The sequence below is a fragment of the Comamonas sp. F1-6 genome (genome assembly GCF_039581415.1).
GTDB classification, from domain to species: Bacteria; Pseudomonadota; Gammaproteobacteria; order Burkholderiales; family Burkholderiaceae_C; genus Comamonas; species Comamonas thiooxydans.
This window is the reverse complement of record NZ_JBCPWN010000022.1, coordinates 15,879-39,866: the sequence shown is the minus strand read 5'-3', so window position 1 is coordinate 39,866 and position 23,988 is coordinate 15,879. Positions and strand designations below refer to the sequence as shown.

23 protein-coding genes are annotated in these 23,988 nt (G+C 62.3%); 12 read left to right on the top strand and 11 right to left on the bottom strand.

Going from position 1 to position 23,988, the window contains the following annotated elements:
• Positions 1-29: 29 nt before the first annotated feature.
• A complete protein-coding gene (locus tag AAIL66_RS19470) occupies positions 30-2,342 on the bottom strand; it encodes a bifunctional salicylyl-CoA 5-hydroxylase/oxidoreductase (RefSeq protein WP_045840191.1) in 2,313 nt (770 codons plus the stop codon).
• 158 nt (positions 2,343-2,500) lie between these two features.
• On the opposite strand from AAIL66_RS19470, the gene AAIL66_RS19465 reads away from it, so the two are divergent.
• Positions 2,501-2,983, top strand: a complete 483-nt coding sequence (locus tag AAIL66_RS19465; protein WP_223305668.1) for a MarR family transcriptional regulator — start codon at positions 2,501-2,503, stop codon at positions 2,981-2,983.
• Positions 2,984-3,077: 94 nt separating this feature from the next.
• Positions 3,078-3,500 carry a hypothetical protein gene (locus tag AAIL66_RS19460; protein ID WP_046461468.1) on the top strand — a complete coding sequence of 141 codons (423 nt, stop codon included), beginning with the start codon at positions 3,078-3,080 and terminating at the stop codon, positions 3,498-3,500.
• A 55-nt stretch (positions 3,501-3,555) separates the two neighbouring features.
• Here AAIL66_RS19460 and AAIL66_RS19455 read toward each other — a convergent pair whose 3' ends face one another.
• Positions 3,556-4,029: a universal stress protein gene (locus AAIL66_RS19455; RefSeq protein WP_012836812.1), complete on the bottom strand. Its 474-nt coding sequence runs from the start codon at positions 4,027-4,029 to the stop codon at positions 3,556-3,558.
• A 121-nt stretch (positions 4,030-4,150) separates the two neighbouring features.
• On the opposite strand from AAIL66_RS19455, the gene tgt reads away from it, so the two are divergent.
• Complete coding sequence (gene tgt, locus AAIL66_RS19450; protein ID WP_034353010.1) at positions 4,151-5,323, top strand: tRNA guanosine(34) transglycosylase Tgt; 1,173 nt, start codon at positions 4,151-4,153, stop codon at positions 5,321-5,323.
• A gap of 269 nt (positions 5,324-5,592) precedes the next feature.
• On the top strand, positions 5,593-7,014 hold the full coding sequence (locus AAIL66_RS19445) for a diguanylate cyclase (protein ID WP_343497522.1): 1,422 nt from the start codon (positions 5,593-5,595) through the stop codon (positions 7,012-7,014).
• Positions 7,015-7,043: 29 nt separating this feature from the next.
• On the opposite strand, the gene AAIL66_RS19440 is transcribed toward AAIL66_RS19445, so the two are convergent.
• The 3 genes from AAIL66_RS19440 to AAIL66_RS19430 form a co-directional block, all read right to left on the bottom strand.
• Entirely contained in the window at positions 7,044-8,144 is a 1,101-nt protein-coding gene (locus AAIL66_RS19440; RefSeq protein ID WP_034353002.1) for a zinc ribbon domain-containing protein, read from the bottom strand.
• A gap of 70 nt (positions 8,145-8,214) precedes the next feature.
• Complete coding sequence (locus AAIL66_RS19435; protein WP_063665064.1) at positions 8,215-9,072, bottom strand: DUF2145 domain-containing protein; 858 nt, start codon at positions 9,070-9,072, stop codon at positions 8,215-8,217.
• A 21-nt stretch (positions 9,073-9,093) separates the two neighbouring features.
• Positions 9,094-9,600 carry a hypothetical protein gene (locus AAIL66_RS19430; protein ID WP_343497521.1) on the bottom strand — a complete coding sequence of 169 codons (507 nt, stop codon included), beginning with the start codon at positions 9,598-9,600 and terminating at the stop codon, positions 9,094-9,096.
• 188 nt (positions 9,601-9,788) lie between these two features.
• Here AAIL66_RS19430 and AAIL66_RS19425 point away from each other — a divergent pair, with 188 nt between their 5' ends.
• On the top strand, positions 9,789-10,562 hold the full coding sequence (locus AAIL66_RS19425) for a DUF3047 domain-containing protein (protein ID WP_343497520.1): 774 nt from the start codon (positions 9,789-9,791) through the stop codon (positions 10,560-10,562).
• Between the two features lie 10 nt (positions 10,563-10,572).
• Here the strand turns inward: AAIL66_RS19425 and AAIL66_RS19420 are convergent, their stop codons facing one another.
• Positions 10,573-12,525, bottom strand: coding sequence for an MFS transporter (locus tag AAIL66_RS19420; protein WP_343497519.1), 1,953 nt, complete (start codon positions 12,523-12,525; stop codon positions 10,573-10,575).
• 105 nt (positions 12,526-12,630) lie between these two features.
• On the bottom strand, positions 12,631-13,431 hold the full coding sequence (locus AAIL66_RS19415; protein WP_343497518.1) for a hypothetical protein: 801 nt from the start codon (positions 13,429-13,431) through the stop codon (positions 12,631-12,633).
• A gap of 110 nt (positions 13,432-13,541) precedes the next feature.
• On the opposite strand from AAIL66_RS19415, the gene AAIL66_RS19410 reads away from it, so the two are divergent.
• From AAIL66_RS19410 to AAIL66_RS19390, 5 genes are all read left to right on the top strand, one after another.
• Entirely contained in the window at positions 13,542-14,273 is a 732-nt protein-coding gene (locus tag AAIL66_RS19410; protein WP_003065639.1) for a helix-turn-helix transcriptional regulator, read from the top strand.
• A 200-nt stretch (positions 14,274-14,473) separates the two neighbouring features.
• Positions 14,474-14,878 carry a YXWGXW repeat-containing protein gene (locus AAIL66_RS19405; protein WP_034352986.1) on the top strand — a complete coding sequence of 135 codons (405 nt, stop codon included), beginning with the start codon at positions 14,474-14,476 and terminating at the stop codon, positions 14,876-14,878.
• A 209-nt stretch (positions 14,879-15,087) separates the two neighbouring features.
• Positions 15,088-16,098 carry a tripartite tricarboxylate transporter substrate binding protein gene (locus AAIL66_RS19400; protein ID WP_045840198.1) on the top strand — a complete coding sequence of 337 codons (1,011 nt, stop codon included), beginning with the start codon at positions 15,088-15,090 and terminating at the stop codon, positions 16,096-16,098.
• 198 nt (positions 16,099-16,296) lie between these two features.
• Positions 16,297-17,760, top strand: a complete 1,464-nt coding sequence (locus AAIL66_RS19395) for an NAD(P)/FAD-dependent oxidoreductase (protein ID WP_343497517.1) — start codon at positions 16,297-16,299, stop codon at positions 17,758-17,760.
• Positions 17,761-17,775: 15 nt separating this feature from the next.
• Positions 17,776-18,930 (top strand): peroxidase-related enzyme, encoded by a 1,155-nt coding sequence (locus AAIL66_RS19390; RefSeq protein ID WP_343497516.1) that lies wholly within the window; start codon positions 17,776-17,778, stop codon positions 18,928-18,930.
• 241 nt (positions 18,931-19,171) lie between these two features.
• On the opposite strand, the gene AAIL66_RS19385 is transcribed toward AAIL66_RS19390, so the two are convergent.
• The 4 genes from AAIL66_RS19385 to AAIL66_RS19370 form a co-directional block, all read right to left on the bottom strand.
• Positions 19,172-20,422 (bottom strand): FIST N-terminal domain-containing protein, encoded by a 1,251-nt coding sequence (locus AAIL66_RS19385; RefSeq protein ID WP_003065653.1) that lies wholly within the window; start codon positions 20,420-20,422, stop codon positions 19,172-19,174.
• A gap of 72 nt (positions 20,423-20,494) precedes the next feature.
• Positions 20,495-21,367 carry a PhaM family polyhydroxyalkanoate granule multifunctional regulatory protein gene (locus AAIL66_RS19380; RefSeq protein WP_343497515.1) on the bottom strand — a complete coding sequence of 291 codons (873 nt, stop codon included), beginning with the start codon at positions 21,365-21,367 and terminating at the stop codon, positions 20,495-20,497.
• Between the two features lie 127 nt (positions 21,368-21,494).
• The gene (locus AAIL66_RS19375; protein WP_034352970.1) at positions 21,495-22,010 is read right to left on the bottom strand and encodes a copper chaperone PCu(A)C; all 516 of its coding nucleotides are present in this window, start codon (positions 22,008-22,010) and stop codon (positions 21,495-21,497) included.
• 139 nt (positions 22,011-22,149) lie between these two features.
• On the bottom strand, positions 22,150-22,551 hold the full coding sequence (locus tag AAIL66_RS19370; protein WP_343497514.1) for a hypothetical protein: 402 nt from the start codon (positions 22,549-22,551) through the stop codon (positions 22,150-22,152).
• Between the two features lie 115 nt (positions 22,552-22,666).
• Between AAIL66_RS19370 and AAIL66_RS19365 the strand changes: the two genes are divergently transcribed.
• Positions 22,667-23,326 carry a glutathione S-transferase gene (locus AAIL66_RS19365; RefSeq protein ID WP_343497513.1) on the top strand — a complete coding sequence of 220 codons (660 nt, stop codon included), beginning with the start codon at positions 22,667-22,669 and terminating at the stop codon, positions 23,324-23,326.
• A gap of 44 nt (positions 23,327-23,370) precedes the next feature.
• Positions 23,371-23,784 (top strand): VOC family protein, encoded by a 414-nt coding sequence (locus AAIL66_RS19360; protein ID WP_343497512.1) that lies wholly within the window; start codon positions 23,371-23,373, stop codon positions 23,782-23,784.
• Positions 23,785-23,988: the final 204 nt, after the last annotated feature.

The window sequence follows — 23,988 nt, the reverse complement described above, 5'->3', positions numbered from 1 at the left end:
GGAAGGCGCGCAGCGACTCAGGGGGCGCTTCATTTCAAGGCCTTTTCGCGCTCGAACAGGGCTTCCATCTGGCGCTTGCCTTGGAAGTATTGTTTGGGCCAGACGATAGGCGTGTAACCTATCTTGGCGGCCTCGGTCAGCGTCCAGGCCGGATTGGCCAGATGCGGTCTGGCAATCGCACACAGATCGGCACGTCCTGCAGCAATGATGCTGTTGGCATGGTCGGCCTCGCTGATCGCGCCCACGGCCATGGTCGCAATACCGGCCTCTTGTCGGATGCGGTCTGCAAACGGGGTTTGATACATGCGGCCGAACACCGGCTTTTCGAGCTTGCTGACCTGCCCCGATGAGCAGTCGATCAGATCGGCACCTGCGGCCTTGAAGGCCTTGGCAATCTGTACCGCATCTTCGGGCGTGATGCCGCCAGGCACCCAGTCATGAGCCGAGATACGCACGGACATGGGCTTGTCCTGCGGCCAAACGGCGCGCATGGCCTTGAACACTTCCAGCGGGTAGCGCAAGCGGTTTTCCAGGCTGCCGCCATATTCATCGCTGCGCTGATTGGTCAGCGGCGAGATAAAGCCCGACAGCAGATAGCCGTGCGCACAGTGCAGCTCCAGCCAGTCCACGCCTATGTCGGCCGCCATTTGCGCAGCATGCACAAACTGCTGCAGCACCTCATCCATGTCGGCGCGTGTCATGGCCCTGGAGATCTGGCTCACTCCCTGCAGATATTGCTGCTCCGACGCTGCCATGACGGGCCAGTTGCCCTGCTCCAGCGGCAGATCCGTACCTTCCCAGGCCAGCCGCGTCGAGGCCTTGGCACCCGCATGGCCGATCTGCATGGCGAACTTGGCATCGGTGTTGGTGTGAATCCAGTCGCTGATGCGTTTCCAGGCCTGCTTTTGCTCAGCGCTATAAGTACCTGGGCAGCCGGGCGTGATGCGCCCCTCGGGGCTGACACAGGCCATCTCGGCAAACACCAGACCGGCGCCACCAAGCGCACGCGCCCCCAGGTGAACGAGGTGAAACTCACCAGGCACGCCATCAACCGCAGAGTACTGCGCCATGGGAGAGACCACGATACGGTTCTTCAGCGTGATGCCGCGCAGGGTATAGGGCAGGAACATGGGCGGCGGCGCCTTGGCATCGACCGCGACACCGTTTCTTTCGGCCAGCCATTTCTCATAACCACCAAGCCACTGCGCATCACGCAGGCGCAGGTTTTCATGGCTGATGCGCTGACTGCGCGTGAGCATGGAATACATGAACTGCTCGGGCTCCAGCTGGTCGCAATAGCGCTGGCCGCAGACCTCGAACCACTCCATCGCATTCCAGGCCGCATTCTGAATGCGCAGCGTCTCAACGCGACGCGCTTCCTGATAGGCCGCCAGCACCTCGGGAATATGCGCAGCCGCATCACCCCGCTGCTTGAACTGGCGTGCCAGCTCGATCGCATCCTCGATCGCCAGCTTGGTTCCTGAGCCAATGGCGAAATGTGCCGTATGCACGGCATCGCCCATCAGCACCACATGGCTGCCCTTGCGGTTTTTCAACCACCACTGATCGCAGACCACGCGCTGAAAGTTGATCCAGGCCGAACCGCGCAGATGGCGGGCATTGGTCATCAGTTTCTCGCCCTGAAGATTGTCCGCGAACAACTTTTCACAGAAGGCAATGGACTGCTCTTGATCGGCGGTGTCGAGACCGCTGGCTTTCCAGCATTCCTCCGTGGTCTCCACGATGAAGGTCGAGGTCTTGTCGTCGAACTTGTAGATATGCGCCTGAAACCAGCCATGTGGCGTGCGCACGAAATCAAAGGTGAATGCCTCGTAGACCTTGTTCGTCCCCAGCCAGATATAGCGATTGGGGCGGGTGACGATATCGGGCTTGAAGATGTCGGCGTACTTGCTGCGGATGCGCGAGTTCACGCCATCGCAGGCAATCACAAGGTCGGCATCCGGATAGTCCTCGTCGCTTTGCACATCGGTCTCGAACACCAGGTTCACACCCAGCTGTTCGCATCGTGCTTGCAGGATATTGAGCAGATGCTTGCGGCCAATCCCCACAAAACCATGTCCTCCGGAGCGAATCTTGCGCCCTTTGAACAGCAACTCGATATCGTCCCAATGGTTGAAAGCCTGCTCGATCTGCGCGGCTGTCACCGGGTCCCAGTCGCGCATATTGTCCATGGTGGCATCGGAGAAAACCACGCCCCAGCCAAAGGTGTCGTAGGGCTTGTTGCGCTCCACCACCGTCACCTCATGCTCAGGGCTCATCTGCTTCATCAGCAAAGCGAAGTACAAGCCGGCGGGGCCACCACCTATGCAGACAATTTTCATGACAGTGATCCGTTCCTGGCTTTTGAAAAATTACTTTATATCTAAATTATTAATGCATGAAATTTTCACTAGAATCCGGCCAAACCCTGAACCCAAAGCACGTTAGTTTGCGCACCATGCCAACCATGGCCCAACACAATCCGGATTTCTCCATCGACATGCCCGAAGCCCCGGGACGCGAGGCTGGCCTGTCCCACTCCGACCATCAGGCCGTGCGCCTGTGGCTTCGCCTGCTGACCTGCAGCACACAGATCGAGCAAGTCATTCGCAGCCAGCTACGCACAGAGTTCGGCACGACCTTGCCTCGTTTTGACTACCTGGCACAACTCAGCCGCTTTCCCAAAGGTCTGCGCATGAAGACCCTGTCGGAATATCTGATGGTGACCGGCGGCAATGTGACCGGACTGACCGATCAACTGGTGGCCGAAGGCTGGGTGGAACGAGTGGCTGACGAGGAAGACCGCCGCTCCATGATCGTGCGCCTGACCCGCTCGGGTAAAAAGCAGTTCAAGGCCATGGCTGCCGCGCATGAGCTATGGCTTGAGCAGTTGCTGACTCCGCTGGGCAGCAAAAACGCCAGCGACCTGTATGAACAACTGGGCAAGCTCAGACAGGTGCTGAGCTCGCCAGAAAGTGCCTGAGCCCGAAAAAACACCGTTTTGTGACAATTTCATGGAGAATGTCCTGCACGCAGTCCTGCGTGACACAGGCTTGGGGGCATGGTTCATGGATTTACTGCATCTGCGATATCGGCTCAAGTCCGGGTTCTACTATCTCTACGACATGCGTGATGCGCCCAACGCCATCACGGGAGAGCGCCCCTATCGCCTCAAGACCGAGCTGGTCGCCATCGCGTTTGACCGAATCACAGGCCGCGTACACCAGCATGGTCACCCCACCCGCATTCACTCCTGGGCCATGGGCGCACAACGCCGTCTGCGCATGGCAGGAGACTGGGAAGGCGCAAACCGGCTGGTCGTGGTCTCCGGGCCGCTGCCCGAAGAAGAAATCAACAAATGCCTGAGCGTGCAAGGCTATTGCCGCTGGATGCTGATGCGTCTGGCCAGCATGCCGCATGGCAAATTTGCAGCCCATCGTGCAGGCAGCCGCAGCAGCTGGCAAAGACGTGAATCCGGCCAACAGCGCCGTGCGGCCTGACCTCCAGTCAAGCTTCCTTCCAGCGCTTATTGATCAATCACATAGCGCTATCAAATCAGGAATCAGCATCTTCAGCGGAATTGTCATCCGCCTCGGCCACTTCGGGCATTTTCACAATCGTCACCGGCAGCCGACTGTGCCTGGCCACCTCGCGTGAGACCGAGCCGATCAGAATGCTGCCCAGGCCGCTCTGGCCCGTGGCACCGATGATGATCTGATCGCATTCATTGCTCTCGGCAATATCGATCAGGGTATTGGCCTCTTCGCCCAGGCTGATCTCCACTTCATAGGAGGCCCCGGCCTCCTTGAGAAGATCCTGTGCAGGCGCCACCAGATCCATGCCGGCTTCGATGCTGGCGTTGGCGATCAGATCTGAATCTGTGGTTGCAAGCTCCAGCAGCGTGGCTTCCTTCTGCACATGAGCTATCACAAAGTGAGCATCCAGTCCGCTCTGCAAAAGCTTGATGCCGTGGCGTACGGCCTCAAGTGCGACATCCGATCCATCCACCGCAATCATGATCTTGAGCATGGCAACCTCCTGTTCGTCTTGCGCACCAGTGTAGGCCCAGGCTGCAAAGACGGGTTGCGAATCTGGGGCAAGCACCGGCTATTGCAGCAGTGCTTGCGGGCATCTGGGAAAATAGCAGGCTATGCTGCAGTTTGACCTTCTCAAGACCGACCCGACCAGCCACGCGCGCCGTGGCACCTTGACGCTTAATCACGGCAAGGTCCAGACCCCCATCTTCATGCCCGTGGGCACCTATGGCACCGTCAAGGGCGTGATGCCGCGCAGCCTCGAAGAAATGGGCGCACAGATCATCCTGGGCAACACCTTCCATCTGTGGATGCGTCCAGGCCTGGACATCATGAAGTCCTTCGGCGGTCTGCACGACTTCGAGAAGTGGGACAAGCCCATACTGACCGACTCGGGGGGCTTCCAGGTCTGGTCGCTGGGTGCTATGCGCAAGATCACCGAAGAAGGCGTGCATTTCCAGAGCCCCGTGAACGGAGACAAGCTGTTCATGTCGCCCGAGGTCAGCATGCAGATCCAGACGATTCTGAATTCGGACATCGTCATGCAGCTCGACGAGTGCACGCCCTACGAAACCAACGGCAAGAAGACCACCGAAGCCGAAGCGCGCAAGTCCATGGAGATGAGCCGTCGCTGGGCCAAGCGCTCCAAGGAGGAGTTCCAGCGCCTGGAAAACCCCAATGCCTTGTTCGGCATCGTGCAGGGCGGCATGTACACCAATCTGCGCGAGGAATCGCTGCAGGGTCTGCTGGAAATCGATTTCCCCGGCTATGCCGTGGGTGGTGTCTCCGTGGGCGAGCCCAAGGACGAAATGCTGGAGATCATGGCCCACACGCCGCATCTGCTGCCCGCCAACAAGCCGCGCTACCTGATGGGCGTTGGCACACCCGAAGACCTGGTGCAAGGCGTGGCCGATGGCGTGGACATGTTTGACTGCGTGATGCCTACCCGCAATGCACGCAACGGCACCATCTTCACGCGCTACGGCGATCTGAAGATCCGCAACGCTCGTCACAAGGTGGATCACCAGCCCATAGACACCACCTGCACCTGCCATGCCTGCGCGGGCAAGAGCGGCGTGAGCTGGGACGATGGCGGCCGCGAAGGCTTCAGCCGCGCCTATCTGCACCATCTGGACCGCTGCGGCGAGATGCTGGGCCCCATGCTCACCACCATCCACAACCTGCACTATTACCTGAACCTGATGCAGGAAATCCGCAACGCGCTGGACGCAGGCAGCTTTGCCCAGTTTCGCACCCAGTTCAAGGCCGATCGCGCACGCGGGGTCTAAGCCTTCGACTCCATCTGCTGCAGCAGAACACAAAAAAGCCAGAGCCAGTCTCTGGCTTTTTTGCTTTCAGATTTCACCATTGAAACCTTCAATTGAAAAATTTCGTCAATTGCCCACTGCAATGCAGCGTAAGAGGCCGATTTTCTGTATGTTTTTGTTAAAACATCAGCACATTGGGCGACAACAACCGGCATCTTTGGCGATTGGCATCGAAATCCACCAACAGCCACTGAACAGCACGACACGAAACGCTCGCGGCATCCCCCTCCATGACCGAAGCTTCCTCACCCAAGCAAACGCCTTCGCTACAGACCACCGCCACCCAGGCATGGACGGTCGCGCTCGCCCTGGGATGCATGGTGTTCGTGGCAGCCTTACTCGGTATCCTGGGACGTCCTTTGGGGTTTTTCTCGGCGATCTGGCCAGCCAACGCGCTCTTGTTGGGGGTGCTTCTGCACAAGCCTGGCTGGCTGCGTCCTGGCTCGATCCTGGCGGTCTCGGCAGGCTATATCGCTGCGGATCTGCTGACAGGCAGCCGGCTCGATGTGGCGATCCTGCTGAGCATGGCCAATATGGCGGGCGTCGGAATGGCCTGGGCGCTGATGCACAGGCAAAGCCGCGCCACCTTGTTCATGCAACGCCAGTCTTCCGCCTTGCTGCTCTTTGTCGGCAGCGGCATGGGCGCACTGGCAGCAGCAATACTGGGCGGGCCGGTGGTGACTGCCGTGTTCGGAACACCGCACTGGCAGGCTTTCTCCATGTGGTTGAGCAGCGAGTGGCTGAACTACATGACATTTTTACCCATTGTTCTGGCCTGGCCGACACGCAAGCAGCCTGCACCGAACTGGACCGAGCCCTCCCCCATGCGCCGCGTCCTGCCTTTGCTGTCTGTCATTGCGCTGGAGGCCATCAGCTACTGGATCAAAGGTCCCGGCTCGCTGGCGTTCTCGCTGCCGGCTCTCATATGGTGCGCGCTGAGCTATCGCATCTTCAGTCTGACGCTGATCACGGCAGCACTTTGCCTGAGCAGCATCATCTTCATTTCGCTTGGCACGCTTGAATTCACACCCGCTCATTTTCTCGAAACGCTGTCATTTCGCGTGGGGCTATGCATGCTGGTGCTGGGCCCGCTGGCGGTGGCCGGATCGCATATGGCTCGCAACGAGCTGATGCAAAAGCTCAGTCATGCCGTCAACCACGACTTTCTGACCGATATGCTGGCACGCGGTGCCTTCATGAAGCAGGGGCAAAGAATACTGGAGCGTTGCCGCCAGGATGGCCAGCCCTTCGCCATTCTGATGCTGGATCTCGACCACTTCAAACAGATCAACGACAGCTTCGGCCATGCGGGAGGCGACCAATTGCTGCGCAGCTTCAGCCAGACCCTGAGCCAGGTGCTGCGCGCTCAGGACATCGTGGGCCGTATGGGAGGCGAGGAATTCGCCGTGGCCCTGCCCAAGGTGGACGCAATCGCTGCGCAGGAGATCGCCAAGCGCATCAACCGCGCCATCCGGGAGCTGCGCGTGCCCATGAATGACAAGACGATGAGTGCCACGGTCAGCATTGGCCTGGTCCATACCGCAAGCCTGCAAGCGCATCAAAGCCTGGACCTGCTGCTGCAGCAGGCAGACCAGGCTTTGTATGAGGCCAAGGCCGCCGGGCGCGATCGCGTCAGTTCACAGCTTTGCTGAGCGCGACACGCCGATAGCCCGGCCCAAGGTCATCCGGGCTCGCCGGACCCGGAGGCGAGCGGTGCTGCCTCCGCCGCATCGGGACGCGGCAGCATCTTGCCGGCCGCAGTGCCGCAGCTATGACAAAAGCGTGAGAACGCGCTCTTGCGGGTATTGCAGCTGCCGCAATGGTCGAACAGACCGATACCGCAATGGGGGCAGAAGTCGATCTCGGTGTTCTTGAGATCCACTGGGCGCTCGCAGCCCGGGCACACATTCTTGGACAGACGCTCCAGCGCCACGTCATAGCTCAGCTCCTCACGGCGCTGCTCTTCGGGCAAGGACTCCTGCAGCTTCTGTTTTTCCAGATAGCGGTTGAGCGCCAGAATGGCATAGCGCCCCAGCAATACCGTCACCAAAATGCCTACGATATAGCGCACATAGCCGCCGTAGTCGGGCAGATAAGGCACCAGCTCGACAAAGAAGGCGAACAGCGCAAAAAAGATAAAACCCCAGACAAATGGCCACCAGGTGCTCTTGCGCTTCTTGGCGAACAGCCAGCCCGCCACGCCCAGCAGGGGCAAGGTGATGGCCAGGCGGAACAGAAACACGCGCAGCTCGCTGGCTCGCATGGCGGCTTCGTACTGAGGATAGGCCTGCTCGCGCAGATTGCTCATCTCCGCCTCGGCGTTGGAGACTGCCTGATTGGCCTCCAGATGGGTCTGGGCCTCTTTCTCGCGCTCCTGGCGGGCCTTGTCCTCAGCCTGCTTGAGCTCGTCCAGCGCCTTGCTGCGTGCGACCAGCTCGGCGTCCTGCTCGGGGCGCTCTGTCGCACGGCGGGTCGCCACCCAGTTGTCAAAGGTGTCGCGCGCCGACTGGTAGCGCGCACGCTCGGCGTCGAACTTGAGCTGAGCCCTGTCCAGTGCCTTCTGGGTCACGCCGGCCGTCTTCTGGGCCTTGTCGATTTCGGCCCGCACACGTTGTGCATCGGCCTGCGGAATAAAGGACTCCACCTCCAGCGAGCGATCAGGCTGCGGCAGATTGCCCACCACCAGCCCACCCAGACCGATCAGGAAGAAGGCAAACACCAGCGCCACCAGCCAGAGGCCGCGGCGAAACCATTTCTCGGGCAAACGCAGAGACTTGCTCATTTTCAATTACTCCAAAAACGTAGCGCCATGCGCATATTCAGCAAGGCCTTGAAGCCAAAAAGGCTCAAACTCACTGCACGGTACGCACGGCCGATGCCAGTTGCGTGCGCTGCAACCACTGGGTCACGGAGTCCACCGTCACCGTCTCGATGCGGCTGGCAAAGCGCTTTTCATTCGGATGATCGTCAAACGCGATATTGGCAGCCGTCATGCGCCCGCCCAGTCGCGAGAACGCCCGGATGATGAGCGCGCTGGGCTCATAGCCCTTGGACTGCAACCAGGCCTGAGCCTGTGCGCGGTTCTGAATCGCCGCCGGCTCCATGGCGGCTGCCAGCGTCTCGGTCGCCCATTGGTTCGACTGCTGGTATTTGCTGCTCCAGACATAGCTGACCATGCTGTAGGGCTCGTTTTGCAGGCGCAGCACCGTGGGAGCGCTCAAGAACTTGAGCAGGGCCTGCTGCACCGCTGGTGTCGGGATCTGGATGGCGGCTTCGTAACGCCACATATCGTCAAGAAAGAACTCGCCCAGGCCCTGGCGATAGATATGGCCGGAGGCAGTGCCGCACTCGTTGAGCTTGTGGGCCACGCGCCAGGGGCCGGCGGGCGTTCTGTAGGCCCAGCCATAGTGCGAGTACTTGAGATCGTATTTGCTCAAGTCCTGCCCTTGCCGAGCCAGCAGCACGACCTGGGTACCGTTCTTCTGAAACTCGGCATCCAGCGCCTTGGCGGTGCGCGCGGCCAGATTCAGCCCCTTGGCCATCACATCGGCGGTCAGCGGACGGTCTTCACAGCTGCGGCCAGCCTCTGCCGAGCCTGCCCAGGCAATCAACGCAGCGCCCAGCGCCAGCGCCACAGGGCCGGGGATGGGCATGCCGGCGCGTCGAGCGGGCGCCATGGCTTGTACAACGCTTGTCGCGTCCTTGATCATGCGAGCCTCCAGTTTCTTGAATTACAGACGCTCGTTGTGCATCAGCGCCTTGCCGATTTCGTTGGGGATGAAGGCCAGCACCTTGCCTGCCGTGGACAGAATCACGCCGGCCGCCGTGGCGCTGGTCTGCACCACCGTGCCCACGCCGACCGACAGGGCTCCTGCAGCCTGGCCAGAGACCTTGACCACGGCCGAAGTGCCGTCGGCCACATTCTTGAGCACATAGGTCACGCCTGTGGCACTGCTTTCCACGGCCTCAACGATCACGGATGCACCTGCCGCCGACAGAAACAGGGGTATTGCCACGACTTCCTCCGAAGCGCCACCCGATGCCGCTGCAACCACCGATGCCACAGGCAGGACCGACAACACCAGAGAGGCTTCGCTCTGGGCGTGGACCGCACTGCCGCCCAGCAATGCAAAGGCCGCGCCCAGGGCGCACAGGCTGTTGCGAAGAGGACGGATAAAGGTCAGGACGTTGATCACAAATGGCTCCCAGTGGTTATTGAAATGGGCCGCGATTTGCATGCGGCGCCGAACGAATCATCCATGCGCCCGAAACTTCGGCCCTGTGTTTTGTCAAAATCAGCAAGCGGCAGGTCTCGCAGTATCGCAAAGTGATACTCCCCGCCTGCTGCCAGCGCTCAAACCAGTTGCAGCTTGCACATCTTGCCCCACTCCCGCGCCCACAACTTTCAAAAATCATCAGGCAATCCATGCGGCTTCACTCTCAGACCTTCGCCCTGCACAAGCCTTCACGCCGGCAAAGCCGGCTTGCTGCAGCGCTCGCCACGGCCATGTCCACGCTAGCTGTCTCTGCACTGGCGCAGGGCAGCAGCATTCCCGCTTTTTCGCAGATGCCGCAGGGCCCTCTGGGAGGGCCCTGGCACTTTGCCACCCTGCCCAACAAGAACCCGACGGCATTCAATGTGGTGGACCAGGATGGCGGGCATGTGTTGCGCGTGAGCACACAGGACGCCTACGGCAATATGGTTCACACGCTGCGCCTGACTGCTTCGCCCGATCTGCAACTGCAGTGGCGCTGGCGCGTGGATCAGCTGATCGACAAGGCCGACATCAAAACCAGGGCCGGCGACGATGCTGCGCTCAAGCTCTGCATGTCCTTCGACTTTGACAAATCGCAGCTGAGCTTTGGTGAACGGGCCAAGCTGCGCCTGGGCAGAATCAGCACCGGAGAGGATATTCCGGCCGAGACGCTGTGCTATGTCTGGGACAACAAGCAGCCCGTGGGCTCGGTTCTGCACAATGCGTTCACGCATCGCATGCGCTATATCGTGCTGCGAAGCGGCAGCACGCACAAAGGCCAGTGGGTGACGGAACAGCGCAATCTGATGTCCGACTATCTGCAAGCCTTTGGCGACGAGTCCCAGGCCATGCCCACCATCATCGGCGTCACCGTCTCGGCGGACTCGGACAACACCCATGGCGAAGGACTGGCCTACATGGGTGATATCCGGCTCCTGCCCTGATCATCCAGCCTCAACGCCGGAGCAAATCCGCCACGTTCTGCTGCAGCAGGGCCGGCGTGACAGAGGCAGCCGCCACGGGCTCGCCCACTTCCAGCCCCACACGATTGAACAGGCCGCGGCGCAGCGGCTTGACCATGGCCACATTCCTGCCGCCGCGCGACTCGATGCGGCTGAAGTAGGAGCCCCAGAGATTGGTCAGCGCCATGGGAATGACGGGAACCTGCAGGCCGTCGTCTCGCGCGTGGTCGAGAATCTTCATGATGCCGCCCTTGAACGGCTGCAGCTGGCCGTCAGAGGTGATGCCGCCCTCGGGGAAGATGGCCAGCAGGTCGCCCTCGCGCAGCACCTCCGCGGCCCGCGCGAACGCGGCTTCATAGGTTGCCGGGTCCTCCTTGTGCGGCGCGATCGGGATCGCCTTGGCCAGCTTGAACAGCCAGCCCAGCACCGGCGTCTGGAAGATGCGGTGATCCATCACGAAGTGAATGGGGCGCGGGCTGGCCGCCATGAGCAAGATGGCGTCGACAAAGCTCACATGGTTGCAGACCAGCACGGCCGCGCCATCGCGCGGAATATGCTCGTCGCCACGCACCTTGAAGCGGTAGACAAAGTGGGTGATGACCCAGGCCACAAAGCGCAGCAGATATTCGGGCACCAGCAGGAACACATAGAGCGCCACGATGGCGTTGGCAATGCCGGTGATCAGAAACACCTGGGGAATGCTGCAACCTGCGGCCAGCAAGGCACCGGCCAGCACGGCCGAGGCGATCATGAACAGCGCGTTGAGGATATTGTTGGCCGCGATGATGCGCGCGCGGTGCGTGGGCTGGCTGCGCATCTGGATCAGCGCATACATGGGCACGCTGTAGATGCCCGCCGACAGCGCCAGCAGGCCCAGATCCAGCATCACGCGCCAGTGTTTGGCCTCGCCAAAAAAGGCGCTCACACCCATCAGCTCGGACGGCGGCAGCGCGCGCGTGGCAAAGAACAGATCAATCGCAAACACGCTCATGCCAATCGCGCCCAGCGGCACCAGGCCGATCTCCACCTGGCGACGGCTGAACACTTCGCACAGCAGCGAGCCGATACCTATGCCCACCGAGAAGATCACCAGCAGCAGCGATGCCACATGCTCGTCGCCATGCAGCACCTCCTTGGCAAAACTGGGGAACTGCGAGAGAAACACCGCGCCGAAGAACCACATCCAGCTGATGCCCAGCAGCGAGCGGAACACCACGGGCTGCTGGCGTGCCAGCTGGAGGTTGCGCCAGGTTTCGGTGAACGGGTTCCAGTTGATGAGCAGGCCCGGATCGGTCGCGGGCGCATGAGGGATGAACTGCGCGCAGATGCGGCCCACGACCGCGACGGCCACGCAGGCCATGGCGACCTGCATATGACCGACCTCGGGCACGGCAATCAAGAGACCGCCAGCGACCTGACCGAGCAGAATGGCGACAAAAGTGCCCATCTCCACCATGCCGTTGCCGCCCGTGAGTTCGCGGTCGTTGAGCACCTGGGGCAGATAGGCGAACTTGACGGGGCCGAACAGCGTGGAGTGCAGCCCCATGAGGAACACGCACAGCAGCAGCACCGGCACATTGGCCTGCACAAAGCCCCAGGCCGCAATCAGCATGATGGCGATCTCGAGGTTCTTGACCAGACGGAACATGCGGGTCTTGTCCCACTTGTCGGTCAGCTGACCCGAAGTGGCCGAAAACAGCAGATAAGGCAGGGTGAACAGCGCGCCTATCACCAGCCCCGCCATGGAAGGCGGCAGCCAGGAGACGCTGAGCTGATAAGTGACCATCACCGTGAAGGCGAACTTGAAGAGATTGTCATTGCCCGCACCGGCAAACTGCGTCCAGAAAAACGGCGCAAAGCGGCGCTGGCCCAGCAGGGCGAACTGGTTGGGGTGGGCATGCTGCGGTGCAGCGGCGGCCGTATGCACGGTCGGCGTGGAATTCATGGATCTCTCCCTGTGGCGCTGCAGGCATTGTGCCAACTTGCCCGGATCTTTTTGTAGGTTTTATGCCGCTGATGCTTGATGAACATGCGCCCGCCGCTATGAATATTACGACTCACGCCACTGCTTCAAGGCACGCAGCACAGGCCACGCAGCGGCCGCGGCCATCCAGTGCTTGAGGCTGTGGCCGGAGACTGCCTGCGTGGTCACATCGAACACATCGCCGTCCGACAGCTCCAGCAGCTTGGCAACGAGGTACAGACCGATCACCCAGCCCAGCTCCACGGGCAGCGCGTGACGACGCGGCGCCACAAAGGCCAGCCACAGGAGAATCAGCATGCCGCCGCCTTGCACCAGCACCCAGGGCAGCACATTGCTGGTCTGCACCCAGACCGCCACGCTGGCAAGTGCGGCCACCAGCAATACTCCGGCAGTGATACGGGCGCTGATGTCGTCAATGCGCGTCTGTGCCGCCAGGCCCAGCAAGCCGGCGAAAGCCAGGCCCATGCCCAGCCGATCCCAGACCAGGCTCGAATCCTGCGGTGCCCAGTGATAGTACGCAGACCCTGCCCCCGAGCACAGCAAGCCCGTGAAGAACAGGGCGCACAGGGCACGCGCCGTGCCGTTGAGCCTCTGGTAGTCGGCACGGGCCAGTGCGACCCAGCCCGCCAGTCCCGCCAGTACAAACCCCAGATTGCTCAACACATCGGCCGCATGCGGCACGCCCAGCCAGCCGCGCCGGTCGGCAAAGGCGTGATAGTGCTCGGGCTGAGCCATGCCGGGCATCAGCAGCGCCAGCGTGAACAGCAAGGCCATGCCCCCGAACAAGGCAAAGCGCTGCTCCAGCGTGCCCGAGGTCTCGGGGCTCGTCATTTCCACCGTCGTGATCGATGAGGTATGCAGTTGCATGGCGCTTCCTTGTGTGAATGCCGCGCAGTATGGAAATCCGCCGAAGCAGCGGCATCAATCTTCTAAACTTGCGCCATATCGCTGCACTGCCAGTACTACCAACCGATACCATGAGCACGACTGCCGATCTCGTCACCGCCATCAAGAAAGAACTCAAGGCCGCGCAGATGACCTATGCCGACCTGGCCCAGGCCATAGGCATGGCCGAATCCAGCGTCAAGCGCATGCTGGCCAAGGGCGACATGCCGCTGTCGCGCATCGACGAGATCTGCCGCGCCCTGCACCTGGACTTTGCCGATCTGGCGCGCAATGTGGCCGACAGCCGGCCGCTGCTGCAGCAGATCACGCGCGAGCAGGAGATTGCCGTGGTTGCCGACCGCAAGCTGCTGCTCACGGCGATCTGCGTGCTCAGCCAGTGGACGCTGGAGCAGATCGTCGCCACCTACCGCATCAGCGAGCCCGAGGGCATAGGCTATCTGGCGCAGCTGGACCGCATCGGCATCATCGAGCTGCGTCCTGGCAACCGCTACAAGCTGCGCCTGGCCAAGACCTTCCGCTGGCAGACCAACGGCCCGGTGATGGACTTCTTCCGTGAGAACGCCGTGCTGGACTATTTTGGCGGCACTTTTGCCGGCGAGGACGAGACCATGCTGCTGGTGCATGGCTCCATCGCCCCCAGCCTGGCGCCCAGCTTCGTGGAGCGCATTCAGCGCATCGGTCAGGACTTTTCACAGCAGCATCTGCAGGATCAGCGCCTGGGCCCCAACAAGATCGAGGGCTACACCCTGGTGCTGGGCATGCGCAAATGGGAGCTGCCCGCCTTTGCGGCCTTGCGCCGGTAGACCTTCACTCCCAAATATGCAGCTAAATGCGCTTGCTGTATCTGCATCAGCCGCCTGTTTTATACATTCTTCACCAAACAGACACACAAGATTGCAAGACTTCGCACAGCGGCAACCCACGGTTGACGCTGGCCTTCCAACATGGAGCCCAAGGGATGCCTGGACCCACAGACAGCCCGCTACCCATGAAGGAGGCGTATATGCTGACAATCCGCAACACCATCCACACCGTCGCTGCCGCAGGCGCACTCGCCTTGCTGGGCTTTGCCGGTAGTGCACAAGCCCAAAGCGCTTACTGGGCGGGTGCCAGCCAGGGTGCCTATGTGAACGTGCAGTTCAACGCACCGCCCCCGGTCCGCTATGAAGCCGTGCCCGCTCCGCGCCGTGGCTATGTCTGGGCTCCTGGTTACTGGGAGCCGCGCGGCCACCGCCATGTCTGGCGCGCCGGCCACTGGGTGCAGAACCGCCCCGGCTATGTGTACCGCCAGCCCACCTGGGTGCAGCACGGCAACCGCTGGGACTACCGCGCCAGCCGCTGGGACAGGGATGGCGACGGCGTGCCCAACCGCCATGACCGCAACCCCCACAACCCCTATCGCCGCTAAAAGCCTGTTGAAGCTTTAAGCCCTGATCGCTCCCTCCGCTGGCCCTCCGAGTCATCACTTTCCAGCGGATTTCAGCCCATATCTCGCAAGAGATCTGGGCTTTTTTGCATTAACCCCACAAGCTTAATGCTGCATAAGCATATAGAAGCAAATCATTAAATTACGGACACAATTCACAGCATTCAAGGTTCCTCTGGACAAGTCCCATCATGCGTTTGCTGCCCCGTTTCATCTCCGGTCTTGTTGCCACAACGGCGGCCGCCGCCCTGCTTCCCCTGTCCAGCCAGGCGGCCGACCCCGGCGCTGCCAGCTATCCGCATCAGCCCATCACCATGATCATGGGCTTCAACGCAGGCTCGGGTGTGGACGTGATCGGCCGCGTGGCGCAGGAGCCGCTGGGCAAGATTCTGGGCCAGCCCGTCATCATTGACTACAAGAGCGGCGCCGCCGGCAATATAGGCAGCGAGTTCGTGGCCCGCGCCAAGCCCGATGGCTACACCATCTACTTCGGCACCGCCGCCACCCACGGTAGCAATGCCGCGCTGTACAAGAAACTGCCGTTCGACGTGGAGGCCGACTTTGTGCCCGTCGCACCGCTGGTGGACGTGGCCAATGTGCTGACCATCAATCCCAATGTGATCAACGTCAAGAACCTCAAGGAGTTCGTCGACGAGGTCAAGGCCCATCCCGGCAAGTACAACTACGCCTCCACCGGCAATGGCGCAGGCACCCATATGGCATTCGCCGAGTTCAACTCGCGTCTGGGCCTGGACATGGTGCACGTGCCCTACAAGGGCGGCCCCGAAGCCATCACCTCGGTGCTGCGCGGCGAGACCTGCTGCATCATGAACCAGGTGCAGACCGTTCTGAGCCACTACAAGGCCGGCAAGGTGCGCCTGCTGGGCGTGACCACGGCCAAGCCCGTGGAAGCCGTCAAGGAAGTACCCACCATTGCCGCCAGCGGCCTGCCGGGCACCAAGGGCTTCAACAGCTCCATCTGGTTTGGCATCTTCGCGCCCAAGGGCACGGACCCGGTCATCGTCAAAAAGCTCAACCTGGCCGTCAACGACGTGCTCAAGCAGCCCGAGGTGCGCGAGCGCTTTGTCTCCCAGGGCAACACCATCCGCGAAGAGACACCCGAGCAGTTCAAGAAGACCGTGCATGAAGATCGCATCAAATGGGCCAAGGTGGTCAAGGATGCCAAGATAAGTATTGACTAACACCCCCTGAGCGGCCCTGCCGCGTCCCCCCCTCTCTCTACGCGCTGCGCGCCAAGGGAGAGGAACGACACCCTCGGTGCGGGGGCCCCTTCCTCGGTGTCTCTCACTTGGTCCTGCTTCGGTTCAAGCAGTGTTAAGTTATCGGTGTTTGTTTGATGCGTCTGCGGCTCAAGCCTCAGGCGCTTTTGGGTTTTAGCTATGTCTTATTCAACTTCTACGGCAGGCGCCGCCACGGGGCTTGCAGTGCTGGAAGAGCGCCTGCGTGACGACTTCGTCACTCTGGGCTGGCCTGCCAAGGCCTGGATTCCTCCCTCCACGCGCAAGGGACTGCCGGTGCATGACGTGCTCGTCATCGGCGCCGGCCAGGCCGGTCTCTCGCTCAGCATGGCGCTGCAGCAGGTCGGCATCAAGCCTGTGCTGCTGGACAAGTCCGCGCCAGACTTCGAAGGCCCATGGGCCACCACGGCGCGCATGGAAACCCTGCGCTCGCCCAAGGAGCTGACCGGCCCTGCCATGGGGGTTGCAGCTCTGTCCTTTCGCGCCTGGTTCATCGCCCAGTTCGGCCTGGATGCCTGGACGGCGCTGGACAAGATCCCGCGCCTGCAGTGGATGGACTATCTGCGCTGGTACCGCCGCGTGACCAACGCCGATGTGCGCAACGGCCATGAAGTCATTGCCGTGCGCCCGCAGGCCGATGGCGTGGTGGAAGTCGATGTCAAGGCCAATGGCGTGACCGCCACCTGGCAAACCCGCCGCCTGGTGCTGGCCACAGGCCGCGACGGCCTGGGCGGCGCCACGGTTCCCGCCTTCATGCGGGGCGTGGACAGGAAATTCTGGGCCCATTCCTCCGATGCCATGGACTACGCCACGCTGGCGGGCAAGCATGTGGGCGTGGTCGGCGCCGGGGCTTCGGCCATGGACAGCGCCGCGACGGCTCTCGAAAACGGCGCGGCCAGCGTGGACATGCTGATCCGCCGCCAGCAGTTGCCGCTGATCAACAAGTCCAAGGGCTCGGGCGTGCCCGGTCTGACCCACGGTCAGTATCTGCTGCCCGATGCATGGAAATGGCGCATCCGCCACTACATCAACGCCCAGCAAGTGCCGCCGCCGCACGGCAGCACGCTGCGTGTCTCGCGCCATGACAACGCCTTCTTCAACCTGGGCTGCGCTGTGCAGAGCGTGGAAAAAGCAGGCAACAAGCTGCAGGTGCAGACCTCGGCCGGCGTGTTCGTGCTGGACTTTCTCATCGTCTCCACAGGCTTTGCCATCGACTGGAGCCTGCGTCCCGAATTTGCGGACATCGCTGCCCATGTAAAGCTGTGGAACAGCCGCTTCACGCCCGAGACCGGCGATGAGGATGCCGAGCTGTCGGCATCGCCAGATCTGGGCCCGCTGTTCGAGTTCCAGGGCGACCTTCCCGGTCTCGACCGGATTCACTGCTTCTGCTACCCCGCTGCGCTCTCGCACGGCACGGTGTCGGGCGATATTCCCGCCATCAGCGACGGGGCGCGCAAGCTGGCCCAGGGCCTGGCCTCGCTGTTCTATCTGGACGATATCGAGCAGCACTTCGACAAGCTCAAGGCCTATGCCGAGCCCGAACTGGACGGCACGGAATGGACCGCAGCCGACAGCGCTGCGCGCATCCGCCAGCTGCAACCCTAAATCAAGAGACTTCGCATGACAGACACCATAGACCGACTGGCCGGCCTCGAACAGGGCAGCCCCACATTCACCACTCGCCACGAGCGCGAAAAAGTCGCTCTGGCCACCCAGGCCTGCGAAGACCTGCTGCTGGGCAATCAGCTGGACAGCGATCTGACCCAGGCCGAGCGCCTGGTGCTGGCTGCCGAGCAGGCCCGCGTCAGCGGCGTGAGCATGCTGGAAGCCGAATACCGTGCGCGCGCCGAGGCCTTGGGCCAAGCCATCACGCCCGAGCTTCGCGCCATCCTCGATCAGCCCGGTGCCCAGACCGGCAATGCGCGCCTGGACGCCATGCTGCACTTTGTGCGCACGCTGGCCCTGAACCCGGCCCAGAGCGATCAGGCCGCGCTGCTGGCCATTCCGGCCGCCGGCCTGTCGCTCAACGACACCGTGCTGCTGGCCCAGCTGATCGGCTTTGTCTCGTATCAGGCCCGCCTGCTGGCGGGTGTGAAGGCCATGGGAGAGCTGGGCGGCGCGACCGAAGCGTCGGCCCCCCAGCCTGCCGATGCCGCGCCCTTTGTCCACCCCGCCAATCTGCCGCCGCCCGGCGAGCCGCTGCGCCGCAACGGCTTTACCAGCGAGACGCTGGACTGGAAGGCCTGGCTGCAGGTGCTGGACCCCGACACCGCAACGCCCGAGCAGCAGCAGGTGCTGGAGGTCAGCCACCCCAAGGCCAAGAGCATGGACTTCTATCTGCTGCTGGCGCGTCAGCCCCAGGTGCTGCTGGAGCGCTCCCAGGCCTTCAACGCCATCATGTATGCACCCGGCGGCCTTTCCCGCGCCGAGCGTGAAGTGGCGGCCACTGCCGTCTCGCGCTCCAACGGCTGCGTGTACTGCGCATCGGTGCACGCTCAGCGCTTCGAGCAGCTGGCCAAGCGCAACGATGTGATGGCCCAGCTGTTTGACGAGCCCGAGACCGCCGGCACCAATGCCCGCGAGCGCGCCATCATCCAGGCTTCGCTGACACTGACGCGTGCGCCGGGCAGCTTTGGCCCGCAGGATCTGCAACCGCTGCGCGATGCAGGTCTGTCCGATCTGGAAATTCTGGACATGCTGCACTCAGCCGCACTGTTTGGCTGGGCGAACCGCCTGATGCTGAATCTGGGCGTGGAAATTTACGCCACCCCCTGAGTCGCTTTGCCTAGGCGGCCCAGCGCCTTCCCCCTCTCTCTACGCGCTGCGCGCTACGGGAGGGGGACGACAGCGTCGCTGCGCGGCGGCGCTTGCTTGCTGTCACTGGTTTCAGGCCGTGCCGGTTTTTGGCACAGCTTTTCTTTTTTGATAGCAGCTTGCGCAATTAAAACCGTAATCTCAGAACAAATATCTCCTAAAACCTATTTGAATCAAGCGTTAGCAGCTATCAAATTTCAGGCTATTTACCAGTGAACACCGTCAGCACGCCGGCCAGCTGATGCACATGCGCATCCATCAGCTGTGCCTCGGCCACCAGGCCGATCAGAGGCACCGGCCCCAGCGCATGGCGCAGCAGCTTGAGCTCGGCATCGGCGCCGCCAAACAGCTCGCTGCCCCGTCCCTTGCTGCTCACATAGATGGCACCGCGTATATGCTGGGGCTGGGCCGCCTCGGCCATGGTCTCGGGGCCGGCATCGGCAAAGTCGGGCTGCAGCGCGTCTTTGAGGGCCGCGCCCATCTGCATCAGCTCATGACGGGCCGCGCTGCTCTGGCGCTGGCAGAAGATCACCGTATGCTCGGCCTCCACGGGCGACGACAGCGCAACGCCCTGGCGCACCGGATCCAGCCCCACAATATGCAGCACCTGGGCCTCGTCGGTGAGCGCCCCGCGCTCCAGACCCCGGCCCAGCGGGGCAATCGCGGCCTGGGTCTTGCGCAGCTGCGACAACGCAGCCTGCCAGCCGCCTCCGGCGCTGGGGCTGGCTTCCACATCCAGCATCTGCAGCAGTCGGGGCAAGGCGGGCTCGCCTTCGAGCTCCAGCACCACCGGGCCTCTGGCCTCGGTAATTTCGAGCCCCGCGCCCAAAGGCGCGCAGCCCTGGGCCAGTCTTGAAATACAGGCTACGTCAGCATCGAAGGCCACGCCGGAAAAGCCGGCATGAAAGATGCCGACGCTGGCCTGGGCACGCAAGCGGGGCAGATCTTCGGCACGGCAGGCAAACTGCACGCCCTGCTCGCTGCTGAGCGCCCCGAACAGATTTCCAGAGCTGATGCGCTCGGAAAGCTCTAGCAGCAGCTCTGCGAGATCAGGCTGATCGATGCTGGAGTGCACCAGGGCCGAATGCGCCTCGAATCCGGCTTCGGCGCCGCTTTGCGCCAGCGGTGCCACGCCGGAATAGACGCGGTAATGGGCTGCGGGCAGGTCCAGCAGCATGACCGCCAGCGAGGAGCTTTCGGAATACTCATGCTCCATGGCCAGTACGGCGTGACCGGAGCTGCCCACCCAGTCGGTAACCTGGGGCAACTCGCGCGCCAACAGCGCCAGCAAGGGCTGCGCATGAGGCACCAGCCCCTGCGCGATATAGACCAGACCCAGCCGATGCGGCTGCAGTGACTGGCGCAGCAACTGCCCACGCAGCTGCAGCACGACTTGCTCAGTCGCAGCGCGCCAGTCTTCATGGCTGGCATGAGCGACGGGAAACAGTGACATAAGCCCTCCTGTTCTTGCTGGAGCGTGGATGCCTTGCAACCACGATTTTCCACCTTAGCGGGAAGGGATTGCTCAGGGCTTGCGCGAGGTAGCAGAGGTTTTGGCTGTAGTCTTTTTGGCGGCAGGCTGCTTGGCAGCAGTTTTTTTAGCGGCTGTGGTCTTGCTCGCTGCCGTTTTGGGTTGACCGGTCTTGGCCGCAGCCTTGTGTGCAGGCTTGGGTTCAGCTGTCGCGGCGCTCTTTGCCGCATTCTTTTCCGCAGTTTTCGCCGCAGCTGCAGTGCCAAAGCCGCCAGCCTGCGCCATCACCTTTTCCATGGTGGACTTGGCAAAACCGCTGGCCATCTCGGTGGCGCGCTGGGCGGCCGCCAGCGTCTCGGGCGGCACGGGCTCGGCCATGGCCTTGGCCGCGATCTGCTGGAACTGCTGGGTCAGCGCTCCCCACCATTGCATGGCCTGGCTCAGGGCGGCCTGAGAAGAGGGGCCCGCCTGGGTCCGGCTGTCGGCCTCGGCCGCTGCGGGCTCTGCTTCAGGCTCCGGCTCTGCCGCAGGCTCGGCGGCTGGCGCGGCCGTGGCGGCCCCCATGGGCCAGCCGGTATTGCCGGTCGCAGCGGGCTCTGCCGGCGCTGCACCGGGGAACGGAAAGGAATTGGCCAGCTCACTCATGCTGACATTCATGTCCTTGAGCGTGGACAGCGTCATGCGCTGCACTTCCAGCGCCTGGATGGTGGCAGTCAGGGCGCGGCTGTTTTGTTCCAGCCAGAACTGCACGGCTTTCAGCTCGGCAATGCGCTTGTCAACCTCTTCCACGCTTACGGTGGGAGCCACCCATTGCGGCACGCGGCCCATGGGATTGGCTGCAGCGCCAGCGCTTTGCGCCAGCCCCTGCAGAAAATCAAAGCCGGGAATGAACTTGCCGAAACCAAATGCCGATGCGTCGCCGCTCATAGTGCTCTCCACTGCAGGGATGGATACCAGAATCCGCATCCGGACGGGACCGGACACGGAACTAGCTTACTGCACTTGCGATGTTTGCTGCAAACAAGGGAGCAGGTCGCGCGCCTGGCTCAAGTCATCAATGCTGATGACCACCATGACCCATGTGCTGGTGCCCGGCACCGGCCGCCGCAGGGGCAGCCACACGCACCGGCAGCTGCAGGCTCAGGCGCGACACTGCGCCCTTGGCATCCTTGAACACCAGGGTCACGGGCACCTGGCTGTCCTTGACCAGCGGGGCCTTGAGCTGCTGCAGCATCAGGTGATAGCCGCCGGGCTTGAGATCCACGGCCACGCCCTGAGGCAGATCCAGGGCCTCGATGGCGCGCATGCGCATCACGTCGCCCTCCATCTTCATCTCGTGCACCTCGGCCACGGCTGCGGCCGTGGTTTCCACACCGACGAGCTTGAGCGGCTCCTGGGCCGTCAGGCGCATAAAAGCCCCCGAAGCCTGCTGACCCGCCACGCTGGCGCGGGCCCAGGCGTTCTCGACCTTGACATGGGCGGCATCGGCATGGGCCCAGGCGGCCCCCGAAACCAGCAGCGAAGCGACCAGCGAACCCAGGGCCATCACGGTAAAACGACGCGTATTCATGAAACCATCTCCATTCAAATTCAGTCTGGACTTACGCAAACGAGGGTGCATCAAGATGCTCTCCTTGAAACCAAGACCTTGCTTGGGCCTGATTTGCGTATGTCGTGTCAATCTCAAATCGATCTGAGACGCTTGACCATCAAGCGCCTTCAGCTATGTTTTTCAGGGTTTCAAAGGGCGGCGCACGTACGGGCGGAAGGGGGGAGACAAAAGCTCTGTGAGCGACATCGGCCCAAGGCCGGGCATCGAGAACGGCGCGGTGACTGCCCTGATCTGACTGCTGCGCTGGCGGCGGCGCCAGCAGCGGCAGGCACAGCGCGCAATCCAGTCCATGCGGGGTGGCGGCATCGTCGCTGGCGGGGCTGGGCACCCAGTGTGTGCTGCCGCTGGCCGTGCACACCGCCTCCCAGCCGGCAGGCGGCGTGGCGCGCGCCCAGGGCGTGAGCATGCTGACCAGCAGCACGCAGAACCACGCACCCAGCACCCAGCGAGCCAGAAGGGCTGCCGGTTTGTGCCGAGGAGGGTGCGCGCGCCAATGCATGGAGCGATTGTAGAAGCCGGCCCGCTATCCGGTTGGCGACGCAGGGCTTGCGCCACTTGCCTCTACGATAACTGGCCACGTATACCTATTCACAACCACCGATCAGGAGACAAGCATGCTGACTTTGTGCGGATTTTCGGCCAGCAACTACTACAACAAGGTCAAGCTGGCCTTGATGGAAAAGCAGATTCCCTTCGCCGAGGAGCTGGCCTGGCTGGGCAGCACCAACCCCGAGGAATCGCCGCTGGGCAAGGTCCCTTATCTGCGCACCCAGCATGGCGCCATCAGCGAGTCCGACGCCATCATCGAATATGTGGAAGCACTGTCCAGCAAGGTGCCGCTGCTGCCCGCAGACCCCTTTGCTGCCGCCAAGGTGCGTGAGCTTTGCGTCTATCTGAATCTGCACCTGGAGCTGGTGGCGCGCAACCTCTATCCCCAGGCCTTCTTCGGCGGCAAGATCAGTGACGGCACACGCGACAAGACGCTGGAGCAGTTGAAAAAGAACATCGCAGCCTTTGCCAAGCTGGCCCGCTTCGATACCCCGTTCATCGCGGGCGACAGCTTCACGCTGGCCGACTGCAGCGCCATCGTGCATCTGCCGCTGGTCAGCAGCGCCAGCAAGATCCTGGGCGGCAGCGATTTGCTGGCCGAACTGCCGGTGCGCGACTATCTGGCCCGCATGAGCCAACGCCCCACGGTACAAAAGGTCAACGCCGACCGCAAGAGCAACACCGAGGAGCTGATGGCACGCATGCAGGCCAAGGCTGCGCGCTGAAGCGTGCCGGGTACGGGCCCGGTGATGCTACGCTCGGCCCCATCATGCAAAGCGCTTTTCATCTTGCCTACCACGTCACCGATCTCGACCAGGCCCGCCGTTTCTACGACGGCGTCCTCGGCTGCCGCGAGGGCCGCAGTACCGACACCTGGGTCGATTTCGACTTCTTCGGCCACCAGATCTCCCTGCACCTGGGCCAACCCTTTGCCGTGAGCAATACCGGCAAGGTCGGCAACCACATGGTGCCCATGCCCCACCTGGGCGTGATCCTGCTCAAGCCCGACTGGCTGGCCCTGGCCGAACGCCTCAAAGCCGCTGGCACGGCCTTCATTCTGGAGCCTCAGGTGCGCTTCGAAGGCGAGCCCGGTGAGCAGTGGACCATGTTCTTCACCGACCCCTGCGGCAATCCCATCGAGGTCAAGGGATTTGCCAACTGGGAAGCGGTTTACGAGCACTGATCTCCCCTGAGCCGCTTCGCGTCTTTCCCCAAAGGGGGACGACGACCTTGGCTGCGGGGCGGCACTTGCTGGCCGTCTCGCGCTTGGACTGCGCCAGTGTCACAGACCCATCACTTCGAGCAAGGCCAGATGGGGAGCCTGTATAGATTGAGCGGAATCAGCACTCCAGCGCTTACCTGGATTGCGGCAGCAGCCATCAAATCA